Annotated in this window: 12 protein-coding genes; 9 read left to right on the forward strand and 3 right to left on the reverse strand. The window is 42.4% G+C overall.

Annotated elements, in window-relative coordinates:
• The first annotated feature begins 62 nt into the window (after window positions 1-62).
• From AC1XUD_RS21495 to AC1XUD_RS21530, 8 genes are all read left to right on the forward strand, one after another.
• Entirely contained in the window at window positions 63-581 is a 519-nt protein-coding gene (locus tag AC1XUD_RS21495; RefSeq protein WP_483363080.1) for a YfiT family bacillithiol transferase, read from the forward strand.
• Between the two features lie 175 nt (window positions 582-756).
• On the forward strand, window positions 757-1335 hold the full coding sequence (locus AC1XUD_RS21500) for a helix-turn-helix domain-containing protein (RefSeq protein WP_483363081.1): 579 nt from the start codon (window positions 757-759) through the stop codon (window positions 1333-1335).
• Window positions 1336-1579: 244 nt separating this feature from the next.
• Complete coding sequence (locus tag AC1XUD_RS21505; protein WP_483363082.1) at window positions 1580-2281, forward strand: HAD hydrolase-like protein; 702 nt, start codon at window positions 1580-1582, stop codon at window positions 2279-2281.
• Window positions 2278-3405, forward strand: coding sequence for a TIGR03364 family FAD-dependent oxidoreductase (locus AC1XUD_RS21510; RefSeq protein ID WP_483363083.1), 1128 nt, complete (start codon window positions 2278-2280; stop codon window positions 3403-3405). The genes AC1XUD_RS21505 and AC1XUD_RS21510 overlap by 4 nt, the downstream gene beginning before the upstream one ends.
• Before the next feature lie 202 nt (window positions 3406-3607).
• Window positions 3608-4960 (forward strand): (R)-1-hydroxy-2-aminoethylphosphonate ammonia-lyase, encoded by a 1353-nt coding sequence (pbfA, locus tag AC1XUD_RS21515; RefSeq protein ID WP_483363084.1) that lies wholly within the window; start codon window positions 3608-3610, stop codon window positions 4958-4960.
• A gap of 27 nt (window positions 4961-4987) precedes the next feature.
• Entirely contained in the window at window positions 4988-6652 is a 1665-nt protein-coding gene (locus AC1XUD_RS21520) for an alkaline phosphatase family protein (protein WP_483363085.1), read from the forward strand.
• Window positions 6653-6765: 113 nt separating this feature from the next.
• The gene (locus AC1XUD_RS21525; protein ID WP_483363086.1) at window positions 6766-8130 is read left to right on the forward strand and encodes an aspartate aminotransferase family protein; all 1365 of its coding nucleotides are present in this window, start codon (window positions 6766-6768) and stop codon (window positions 8128-8130) included.
• A gap of 263 nt (window positions 8131-8393) precedes the next feature.
• Window positions 8394-9704: a DUF5690 family protein gene (locus AC1XUD_RS21530; protein WP_483363087.1), complete on the forward strand. Its 1311-nt coding sequence runs from the start codon at window positions 8394-8396 to the stop codon at window positions 9702-9704.
• A 78-nt stretch (window positions 9705-9782) separates the two neighbouring features.
• On the opposite strand, the gene AC1XUD_RS21535 is transcribed toward AC1XUD_RS21530, so the two are convergent.
• A complete protein-coding gene (locus tag AC1XUD_RS21535) occupies window positions 9783-10025 on the reverse strand; it encodes a hypothetical protein (RefSeq protein ID WP_483363088.1) in 243 nt (80 codons plus the stop codon).
• 530 nt (window positions 10026-10555) lie between these two features.
• On the opposite strand from AC1XUD_RS21535, the gene nhaA reads away from it, so the two are divergent.
• Entirely contained in the window at window positions 10556-11749 is a 1194-nt protein-coding gene (nhaA, locus tag AC1XUD_RS21540) for a Na+/H+ antiporter NhaA (RefSeq protein ID WP_483363089.1), read from the forward strand.
• Between the two features lie 216 nt (window positions 11750-11965).
• On the opposite strand, the gene AC1XUD_RS21545 is transcribed toward nhaA, so the two are convergent.
• Both AC1XUD_RS21545 and AC1XUD_RS21550 read right to left on the reverse strand, forming a co-directional pair.
• Window positions 11966-12181 carry a hypothetical protein gene (locus AC1XUD_RS21545; RefSeq protein WP_483363090.1) on the reverse strand — a complete coding sequence of 72 codons (216 nt, stop codon included), beginning with the start codon at window positions 12179-12181 and terminating at the stop codon, window positions 11966-11968.
• A 21-nt stretch (window positions 12182-12202) separates the two neighbouring features.
• Window positions 12203-12388, reverse strand: coding sequence for a hypothetical protein (locus tag AC1XUD_RS21550; protein WP_483363091.1), 186 nt, complete (start codon window positions 12386-12388; stop codon window positions 12203-12205).
• Window positions 12389-12466 lie beyond the last annotated feature (78 nt).

The raw sequence follows: 12466 nt of genomic DNA on the forward strand, positions 1-12466 counted from the left end.
ATAGAGGATATTTTATTTTTATAGCTTTACATTTCAATCCAATTTTTGAAAATTGAATACATATGGAGGAATTAAAATTTCCAATCGGGCGACTTCAGCTTAAGGAGGAATATACAAAAGAAGAGGTCGTGGCCATGATTGAGTCGATTGCCTCAGTACCTGAATTGTATAAAGAGATTTGTGAAAATCTGACTGAAGAGCAGTTGTTGAAAACCTATCGCGAAGGAAGCTGGAATGTTAAGCAACTTGTTCATCATGTGGCGGATATGCATCTGCTTCACTTTTTCAGAATGAAAAAGGCCCTGACAGAACCGGATTACAAAGAGGCGACCCTGGTCAATATGGATGGCTGGGCAGCGACCGCCGATAGCACAAATGACTCTATTGAAGATTCGCTCATGATCCTGGAAGGGATTCATCGCCGGTATATGGCGCTGGCGAGGTCGCTTTCCGACGATCAATTGAATATAAAATACTATCACGTTGTCAGAGAACGCTGGTTTGACCAGAAACAAGCGCTGGCTACTACGGATTGGCACGGAAAGCACCATCTGGCGCATTTAAAATTGGCACTCGGGTAGTATAAAAGGCCGTGAGCTGATTTTATGGCAAGGGTTTAGATATATTTGCCATGGGCGGAAAGACAAGGATGTAACTATTTTATATTGTTTAAACCTGGTACTTCATGCCTTCGTGGCAAACCTAATGTTGTTTCTGGTTCAATAAAACCTTTTTTCGGTTAACATATAATATACCATGCAGGAAGACATACTGTTTCAGATCAGTAATAAGCTTAAAGAGGTAAGAAAGAAGAAGGGGGTCACGTTGCAAGAAATTGCCGATGAGGCCGGAGTTACCAAGAGTCTGATTTCGCAAATTGAAAACAGTAGGACAATACCGTCTCTACCCGTTATGCTCGGCCTGATCAAGGCGTTGGATATAGATTTGAATGTCTTTTTTAAGGATATCATATCTTCCGCCCCCGGCGAAAATGTGTTGATCCGTAAGAAAGAGAGCTACCAGCCTTTCACGAAGGAGAACGCCAAAGGCTTTTTTTACCACAGGATATTCAGCAAGCAGTTTAAGGATAATCATATTGATGTGGTATTGCTTCGCCTCGAAAAGGACGCAAAACGGCCTATGGTGCGGACGAATGCCTTTGAGTTTAAATATGTCCTGCAAGGCTCGGTAGAATACACGATCGGGAAAAATAAGTACGTATTGAATGAAGGCGATTCGATGTTTTTTGATGCGAATGAACTTCATAATCCCAAATGTATCGACGGAGATGAGGCCTTGCTGCTGGTGATATATTTCTTCAATGAGGTGGTTTGACCTAACGATTCTCTATTTGTGAGGTTTAGTATTAATTAACATTGAGTTAATCTTTACGTCAGTTATTTCCTATTTATTTGCATTCGAAAGAAGAAGTGGTACTTTTTGTTTAAGTAATACTTAACTTTTTTAGGTTTTTTAATTGGTATGATTTATTTTTAGAGCTTCAACAGTCACTGTATTTAACGGTGAGCGATGTTGAGAAAAACTCGAAGTAAAGTAATATTAAAATTGAAGCATAAAAATGGGAATAAAACTGGTAGTATTTGATATGGCCGGAACCACGGTGAAAGACAAAAACTTTGTGGGAATGGCGTTTCAGCAGGCGATGCAGGAGTTTGGCTATCCTATCGCGATTGAGGATGTAAACCCGCTTATGGGTTATGAAAAACCGGTTGCGATTCGAATGATGCTGGAAAACAAAGAGGAAAACCCGGCACTGATTACGACCAGTTTGGTTAACGATATCCATACCTCTTTCGTCAACAATATGATTCAGTTTTATGAAACTACAACTGAAATAGGACCACTGCCCAATGTGGAGGAGACTTTTGAAGTGCTTAGAAACGAGGGGATAAAGATTGGATTGGACACTGGATTTTCTAAAAATATTGCGGACGTTATAATGAGACGTTTGAATTGGGAGGATAAAGTGGATATCATGGTTGCGAGCGATGAAGTACCGAAAGGGCGGCCATATCCCTACATGATTGAAAAAATAATGTCCGCTACCGGCATTACGCATTCGGCGCAGGTCGCCAAAGTAGGTGATACTGAGGTAGATATCAACGAAGGGATTAATAGCGGTTGTTGCTATGTGGTAGGGATTACAACAGGCGCGTTCACCCGCGAAGAGCTTTTACCTTACAAGCCGACTCATGTGATCGACAATATCACAGAGATTTTGGACATCATTGGCGTTAAAACAGGTAAGGCAATCTTATGAGTAAATCGGCAATTGTAATCGGAGCGGGTATCGTTGGTCTTGCTACGGCCCGGGCGCTGGCGGTGAAGGGATATCAGGTAAAAGTAATCGAGCGTTCTTCAAAGGCGGTTGGTGCGTCTATCCGGAATTTCGGAATGGTATGGCCGATCGGCCAGCCGGAAGGAAAGATGTATTCCAGGGCACTGAGAGCGCAACAGATCTGGAAGGAAGTTTTAACGGGCGCAGGTTGCTGGTTTCATCAGGCAGGTAGCTTGCATATGGCATATCAGAACGACGAGCTGGATGTAATTCAGCAGTTTGTTGATAAAAGCGATAAGGCGAGACCTGTTAAAATCCTGACAGCTAAGGAAACGCTGCAAAAGTCGCCTGCCGTGAAATCAGACGGTTTGGTGGGTTCTCTTTATTCTGAGGATGAGATGATTGTGGATCCACGGGAAGCGATTGCGGGTATACCTGGTTATCTGACTGCTGCGTTGGGTGTGGAGTTTATTTGGGATACTGCTGCCGCTGAAATTCAATATCCTACGGTAAAAGCAGGAGGTAAAAGTTGGTCTGCAGATGAGATTTATGTTTGTAGTGGAGCTGATTTTGAGACGTTATATCCAACGGAATTTGCGAATGCGCCATTGACAAAATGTAAGTTGCAAATGATGCGGTTCGAAGCGCAGCCGGATGACTGGAAGATCGGCCCGTCGCTTTGTGGAGGTTTGTCGCTGATTCACTATGACGGATTTAAAATTGCTCCCGCACTTGCGGATTTAAAATCTCGATATCAACAGGAATATAGTGAATACCTGAAATGGGGAATTCATGTAATGGCTTCACAGAATGGCCTGGGAGAAATTACGATAGGCGATTCTCACGAATATGCTTTAACATTTGACCCATTCGATCGTGAATTTTTGAATACCATGATCCTGGAGTATCTGGGCACATTTGCGCAGTTCAAATCGCCCAAAGTATATCAAAGCTGGCATGGTATCTATCCAAAAATGACAAATGGAGCAACTGAAATCGTGCTGAAACCTGCCGAAGGTGTTACGATAATAAACGGATTAGGTGGTGCCGGAATGACTTTGTCGTTTGGGTTGTGTGAAGAAGTGGTTGAGGGGAAATATAAATAAGTCAGTCAGGTTTTGTCAGGGAGTGGTCATTTGATTGTCAGTGCTTGCTAACTTTTCTTGGTGAACAATCACAATCTGATCAAAAATTAAACCTTAGCGCTTTGTCGGCAAAACCCGACCTGAAAAGTAGTGAACTAGCTTACGGAATGTCAGTTTGGATGGCTGACGTATATTGATTATCGACAGAAAAAACGATACCATAATGGCGACAGTTTCTAACGAACAGGGTGATAATAATGTAGGTGAGCAACGGGCAGCATATATCCATTCCCTGGATGCAAATACCAGGCAGTTGATAGATGATGACGCTCAGTATTTCCTGCATCAGGCCCTCTCTACACCGGTGATGAATGTACTTTCCAAAACGGAAGGGCCATATATTATCGATTTGAATGGCAAACAATATCTTGATTTACACGGGAATGGGGTTCATAACGCGGGTTTTTCAAACCCATATGTTATTGAAGCAGTCAAGAGGCAATTGGATGAACAGCTTGCTTTTACACCAAGGAGATATACCAATATTCCGGCTATTAATCTTGCCAAAAAGTTGACGGAAATAACGCCTGCCGGGCTCGATCGGGTGCTGTTTTGTCCGGGTGGTTCGGAGGCTATTGAAATGGCGGTAAGTTTGGCGAAACAGATTACAGGGCGTTGGAAAACCATTTCTTATTGGGATTCCTATCATGGAAATGGGTTTCAGTCATCTTCGCTCGGTGGGGAGGAACATTTTACAACCGGGCAAGGGCCTATGGTGCCTGGCGCATTTCACGTCGAATTTCCTGATTATTACCGGAATCCCTGGAAATGGACTGATATTGAGGCGATTGATGATGAGTATATCCGTCAGATCAAGATTATTCTCAAACGTAATCCCGATGTGGCGGCCATAGTTGCCGAACCCATTTCGGCGACTCCCGTTATCCCATCTCCGGGGTATTGGCAAAAGGTGCGGGCACTTTGTGATGAGTATGGGATATTCCTCATTTTTGACGAAATTATTGAGGGCTTTGGAAGGACTGGGAAGTGGTTTGCATGCGAGCATTTTGTTACACCAGACGTCCTCGTAATCGGTAAAACTTTGGGTGGAGGGTTGATGCCAATGGCTGGAATAGTAACGCATGAAAAGTATAACATACTCTCTCACAAATCAATAGGTCATTTTACGCATGAAAAGAATCCTCTCTGCTCAACAGCGGGTTTAGCGACCATTGAATATATTGAGAATAATAACCTCGTTCAAAGCTCCGCTGATTTGGGTGACTATTTGTTGGGCGAGCTCCGTCATTTGCAAGGCGAGTTTGAGGTCATTGGGAATGTGGCTGGAAAAGGCCTGCATATTGGTGTGGATTTGGTAAACAATCGGAAAACAAAAGAACGGGCAGTAGAATATGCTGAAAAGGTAATGTATGACTGTCTGAATCAAGGGGTCGCTTTGAAAGTAATTGAAGGTAATATATTGACAATGAGGCCATCGCTGGTTATCAACAAATCGCATTGCGACGATATTGTGCATGCGCTCAGAGTTTCATTTTCAAGAAACAGAGTACGCTAACAAGATTGAAAAACTAATCCTAAACCCATGAAATTACCTAATTTGAAGTGGCTTGCGATTGCAGGTTTTGTCCATCTTTCGCTATTCTCCTGCAATCGCAGCGATCAGTTTCCAAAAGGTATCGAACATGTCGTCATCATCGGTGTCGACGGACTGAGCCCGGATGGAATCAAAAAAGCAGATACGCCAGTGCTGGATAGCATGGTCGCCAACGGTGCGGTGAAATGGAATGTGCGAACAGTTTTAACATCGGCGAGCAGTCAAAACTGGGCGTCAATGATCATGGGCGCCGGGCCGGAACAGCACGGTGTAATCGACAATGATTGGGAAATCGACGATCACTCACTTCCGCCAATTGTTGAAGAGCCGGACGGTCGTTTTCCAACCATTTTTAGTTTGATCCGAAAAAATAAACCGGATGCTGAAATCGGTACCGTATATCACTGGGAAGGTTTTGGTCGATTGTTTCAGAAAAACGCCGTGAATTACGACAAGCATTTTTCAACTGAGGATTCCACGGTTGCAGATTTTAACAAATATCTGGAGGCCAAAAAACCAACTTTTGCCTTCCTGCATATGGATCACGTGGATCACGCAGGACATGAGTTCGGGCATGGTACTGACCAGTATTACAAGGCGGTATCTAAAACTGATTCACTAATTGGAAAGGTTTTAGAAAGTATTAAAAAGGCAGGTATTGAAGAAAATACGCTGGTTATTGTAACTGCTGATCATGGAGGAATAGGTCACGGACACGGCGGAGCGACACCACAGGAAGCTGAGATTGCAATGATTTTGTGTGGTAAGGATGTGAAAAAAGGATATGTCATTCAGCAGCAGGTGTATACCTACGATCTGGCTGCGACCATTGCCCTTGCACTTAATATCACTCCGCCTTACGCTTGGATCGGTCGTGCGATCAAACCTGCGTTTGATGGTTTTGAAGAGCCAGAAAACCTTTATCTCGGACAGGCTACTGTTACCCAGCCGACGATCTATCCGGACAGAAATTTGTATGCTCAGGCAGGTGGTTTATATGTCGATAAAAAACCTGAGGTGAAAATTTCATCAGCAGAAGGCGTCGAAATTCGGTATACCATTAATGGATTGGATCCGGATATTAAATCAGAATTGTACAAAGCGCCATTTAAGCTGGACAGCACGGCCGTAATAAAAGCACGCAGTTTTGACAAGGAAGGACTTTCCAGTAAAGTATCAACGGCATATTTTCGGGTAACCACTTCTGCGGCCAACAATGGATTGAATGTCAGTTTCTTCAAAGGCGTTGATTTTAAACAGTTGCCGGATTTTGGGAAATTAAAATCTGTGGCCACCTGGATCAGTCCGGAGTTTAATCTCGACGAAGGGAAAGTAAAAGAAGCCCAAAAAGGTTCAGACCAGAGTTTTGCGGTTCGCTTTTCCGGAAATATTCAAATTGATAAAGCGGGCAAATACACATTCTATTCCCAATCCGATGACGGAAGCAAGGTATATATCGACGGTAAAGAGGTTGTGAATAACGATGGAAATCATGGAGTGAAAGAAAAAAGTGGCTCCACGGAGTTGGCAGCTGGAAAGCATCCCATGCAGGTTGACTATTACAACAACGGCGGAGGATTCTGGCTCGATGTATTTTATAAAGGTCCGGGAGTTGTGAAGCAGTTGATTCCGGCTAATAAATTGACAAAATAAGGAGTAGGGGTCAACTAACCGCCCCTGAAATCTTAACCGCTAATTAATACAGATTCCTTGGCAATGGAATCCTAAATACCTAATTTACAATATAATAAACATTCTGAATATCAATGAGTACTTCACACAACAGGACTGAGGGGGATATTAATTTGTCGCAGGCGCGGAAAGACTGGTATCAGATTATTGAGCATGCCGAGACAAAGTCATATCTCGCAGCCGATGCTGAATACTTCCTGCATCAGGCGCTTTCGACACCTTGTCTGGATGTGCTGGAATCTTGTGAAGGGATATATCTGACTGATATTCAAGGGAAAAGGTATATGGATTTTCATGGCAATAATGTCCATCAACTGGGATATCGCCACCCATATATTGTTTCGAAAGTGAAGGAACAACTTGACATACTTCCGTTTTCGCCCCGACGATATACTAATGCGCCAGCCATCGAGTTGGCAAAGAAATTGGGTGAATTAATGCCCGGTGACCTAAAAAGGGTTTTGTTTGCTCCCGGCGGTACGTCCGCCATTAGCATGGCTTTAAAACTGGCTAGAATTGTTACCAAAAAACATAAAGTAATATCACTTTGGGATTCTTTTCACGGAGCTTCTTTGGATGCCATTTCTGCGGGTGGGGAGGTTGATTTTCGTAAAGATATGGGTCCACTCATGCCTGGTGTGGAACGGATTCCGCCGCCGATGACCTATCGCGGGCCATTCGTAAATGCTGAACACGGCGACTTGGCATATGCTGATTATCTGGAGTATGTTATTGAAAAAGAAGGGGATATAGGAGCGTTTATCATAGAGACGATTCGTAATACCGATGTCCAGATACCTTCAAAGAAATATTGGGAAAGGGTGCGTGAGATATGCGATAGGCATCAGGTGGTATTGATATTAGACGAAATTCCGATTGCATTTGGCCGGACCGGGAAAATGTTTGCTTTTGAACATTACGGCATTGAGCCTGATATCCTTTGCCTGGGTAAAGGACTGGGGGCAGGCGTTATTCCCATGGCTGCTATCGTCGCTCGAGAAAGTTATAATATTGCGCAGGGTGTGTCATTGGGTCATTTTACGCATGAGAAAAATCCGTTGGGAAGTGTTGCTGCATTGGCCATGCTGGAATGTATCGAGAAAGAGTATATTCTGGAAAAAGTACAGGACGACGAGCAGTTTATGTCACAGGAATTGGCGAAGCTGAAATCAAGATATAACCTCATCGGAGATATCAGAGGTATCGGTTTATTATGGGGCATAGAGCTTGTTGCAGATCAGTCGACAAAGGAGAAGGCGGTAGAGCAGGCAGAGTTTGTGATGTATGAGTGTCTGAAAAACGGACTCAGTTTCAAGGTCTCTCAAGGAAACGTACTGCAGCTTTCCCCGCCACTGATCATAACCCGCGAGCAACTCCGCGAAGCACTGAATGTTTTGGATTCAGCATTGGAAAAAGTCTCCGTGAAAGAGAATGCGTAATATGTTACAAAATATTAATGCAGAATTTCAAATAACAAAAGGATATTGGTTTTTTATAAGTAGTCAAATACGCCGATGTTTTTAGTCTCTAAAAGCTAAAAGCTAAAAGCTAAAAGCTAAAAGCTAAAAGCTAAAAGCTAACCGTGCGACGGACCGAAGCTAAAAGCTAACCGTGCGACGGACCGTAGCTAAAAGCTAACCGTGAGGCGGACCGAAGCTAAAAGCAAAAAAGCTGCTCAACGTTCATCATTAACTCATTGCTCATGCTTGCTCGTATCAAGAGAACCTTGTCTGAATCAAATACAGCATTCGTCATATGGGCGGTGGTTGCGTCGTTTGGAGCGTATTTTTGCATGTATGCTTTCCGGAAGCCGTTTAGCGCCGGTTTGTATGAGGGCCTGGAAGTGGGAGGGGTGGCATACAAAGCCATATTGATTATAGCGCAAGTGGCAGGCTATACTCTGTCAAAGTTTATGGGTATTAAAGTCATATCAGAACTCAAAGCCCCTGACAGGATTAAATTAATAATCGGTTTGATCGTGGTTGCGGAAATAGCATTATTACTATTCGGATTGGTCCCATACCCGTATAATTTCATTTTTCTTTTCGTCAATGGTCTGCCGCTCGGAATGGTATATGGAATCGTATTCAGCTTTCTCGAAGGCCGCCGATTTACAGAAATGATTGCCATGGGTCTGAGTATCAGTGTCGTAGTGTCTTCTGGGATATTGAAAACAATATACCTCGATTTGCATGCGATATTGCCAGTGGTAACCGAATTTTGGATGCCAGCTTTAATGGGGGCGCTTTTTTTTCCTCTGTTCCTATTGTGTGTTGGCATGTTGGCGATACTCCCGGCCCCCACGGAAGATGACAAACAACACCGTACCGAAAGAGTGCCGATGACGAACCGAGATAAAAAGAATATTTTGATCCAATATGGTTTCCCGATCATTTGTTTGGTGATGTGCTATGCCATTTTGGTCGTCGTCCGGGATTTTAGAGACAATTTCACCATTGAGATCTGGAATGAAATTGACGCCAGCTGGTCAAGTGGGGTATTGGCAAAAACTGAAATGATAGCCGGCTTTGTAGTGTTTATCGTGATCGGAAGCCTGGCTTTTGTGAAAAGTAATAAGTGGGGTTTCAGGCTGACCAATATGATATTGCTGAGCGGAATGTTACTGAGCGGTATTGCCACGTTTTTATTTCAAAACAGCTATATCTCCGGTTTTACATGGATGCTGGTAATAGGCGTAGGTTTCTTTTTGTCTTACACCGCCATCCAGACTGTGGTTTTCGAACGCATGATCGCGCGATTCCAAATGAAGGCCAACGCAGGTTTTTTTGTTTATATATGTGAAAGTATCGGCTATATGGGCAGTGCTGGTTTACTGCTGTATAAAGAGTTTTTTATAAAGGAGCTGAGCTGGAGTCAGGTATTAATTCATTTTACCTATATTCAGGCCTTCATGGGTCTTGTTCTGTTGGTTTTGGGGAATACCTATCTTGAATATTTTATAGGCTCAGAAAAAAGGAAATTGCCTAAAAAGCCCACTACCAGTTTCGCCTGATGAATGCATAAAAAAAGGAGAAGCAAATTGCCTCTCCTTTTTCCTCCCTAACTTAACCTTCCTAATTTACTCTAACCTTTATTTTTTATCGCTGCCCGAAACTTTCAATTCTACGATTGACATTTTTTGTTGCGGTGAGTATTTTTTAGAATCTACCGATGGCTTTACTTTTTCAGGTGCCGGTGTGTCCAATGCTGGTGCCGAAGCAGGTAGAACTTTGTTCATGTTTGTAACTTTCAGGTTACCTTCAGCTGCTGCTGTAAATACGATTGATAAACTTAGTGCAGCTACTGCTATAATTGACTTAATTGAACTTTTCATAGTAATGATTATTTTTTGTGTCTTGTCTTTGTCATATTTGACTCTACAAAAATAATTGATGCTATATCCTTATTTATGGGAAATGTTACGAAAGGATATTTGGTATGGTGAACGGTTATTGGTGATGATGAGCTATTTATGGAATTTTAGAGTTGATTTTCGATATATAATTTGGTGGAAAAATCCTACTTCATGATTTTTCTGAATATAAGTAAAGTGCAATAAATCAATTTTGTATTGAAAAGCAGGAGTTATATAAAATTTGGCATGCTGCTCCCAAAACAGAATAAAATAAGACGTGTGTAAAATTTTCGAGAAGATTGTAATGCATAAATAACAATTTGGTAATTTTGATTTTTATAATTGTATTATTCTAATAATATGACAAATTTCCCTTGTTTCGGTTATCGGGCAAATGGAAAACAAAGGCAGAGAAGAAATTAGCAGGAGATATGCGGGAACGGTTTCATATATTTTTAGAATTTGCGACCTTTTCCATCCTCGCCAACATTTTTTCCTAAATTGCCACCATGGCTCGACTTATTAACCTCAAACCTTTCAAGGAATTCTTACAATCAGGCTCAACAGGAGGCCTTATTCTTATCGCCTGCGTTCTGATTTCACTCTTCATCGCCAATTCCCAATGGGGAGTTTATTTGGAGCGTTTTCTTGGTACGGAAGTCGGTATCAACCTGGAGTCCCTGCACCTGCGATACCCTATTTTGTTTTGGATTAACGATGGCCTGATGGCGATCTTTTTTTTGCTCGTGGGACTGGAGATCAAGCGGGAATTAGTCGAAGGGGAATTGTCGAGTTTTAAAAAGGCCGCATTGCCTATTGTCGCAGCAATTGGCGGGGTTTTGGCGCCAGCCACTATCTATTTCCTGTTTAATGCGGGCACACCCACCGAAAAGGGCTGGGGAATACCAATGGCAACGGATATTGCATTCGCGATCGCGATCATCACCATGTTAGGCAGCAAAGTGCCGGCTTCACTTAAAGTGTTTCTGGCCGCACTCGCCATCGTTGACGATCTCATGGCGATTTTAGTAATCGCTATTTTTTATTCTTCAGATATACACTTTATATACCTTCTGTATGCCGGAGGAGTGTTCGCCCTCTTACTTGTTTTCAACAAAATGGGCGTGACAAATCTGGTAGCTTATATTATTCCGGGAGCCTTTATTTGGTATTTTATCCATCATTCAGGCGTTCATGCCACGGTTGCCGGGGTTTTGACAGCCTTTGCCATTCCAACAAATGAGACAGCTGATGAGTCACCTCTCGAGAAATTGGAGCACATACTTGTCAACCCCGTTAATTTTTTAATTATGCCCATTTTTGCCATAGCAAACACCAATATTAAGTTTGAGCCAGAAATGATCCACGGGCTGACGACGTCTTTGGGCTTAGGAATTATGGTTGGTCTGGTAGTAGGAAAACCATTGGGAATCACTTTGATTTCATGGATCGCCGTAAAACTGGGTCTTGCTAATATTCCAAGCAAGGCTGGCTGGAAGCATGTATTGGGTGTTGGAATGCTGGGTGGAATTGGCTTTACCATGTCCGTGTTTATCGCATTGCTTTCTTTTGCTGGCCATGAGCTGATATTGGCCGAAGCAAAATTTGCGATATTGTGCGGGTCGGTCTTTTCAGGAATTTTGGGGTACGTCTGGCTATCCTCAGTTTCGAAGAAATCGCCTTTGGAAACGATCGATCTGTAATCATAAGTTATCCATCAACATAAATTCCCGACAGAAGAAAGAATATCTTTCCTTGTCGGGAATTTTATTTGGGCTCAATCTGAAATCCTCCGTACTTGATTTTGTTATTAAGACCTAGGCTCTTTTTACAATTCAATCACATTCTGCCAAATTCTCACCATCCTAAAAATTGCAAAATTTCAAAAAAATCTAGACCTGCCTTAGTCCGGTAAGCTATCAACTCCAGCTAAGCTTGCGATATACCTCGTCCATACTTTCGCCTACCACATAGGGAACTTTGTTTTTGAGGTGAATGATGCAGGCCCGGCCTTTGTTTACTGGCAAAATTTTGTCAACATCTTCACGATGTATAATGATGTTGATGAGTTTCTGGCCAAATAATCTGAAAGTGCCCGAATTGATTGATTTATCGTTAGTTGATTTTGTTTTCATATGATACTACTGCCTTACTTTTTATTTTAGATAGAGAAGAAAATAATCTTTGGAGATAGACATATAGCCTAGATCGTTGCGCTTGCTTGTGTTCAGAAAAGCCTCAAGTTTAGTTTGAGCTTCTGTTTCAGTTTTTGCTCCCGAAACCATCAAAACTGCTCCCGGCTTCAGGCTTTTTGTTCCGTTATTTCCAATTGACGCTATCATGATAAATTTGGTTGAAGTTGTTTCTGTTGTCTTTATTTGTCTCTGCATCAAATATTAAATAAGTGTGCCAAGTGAGGA

Source organism: Dyadobacter sp. HNCC25DJ184 (genome assembly GCF_056895215.1).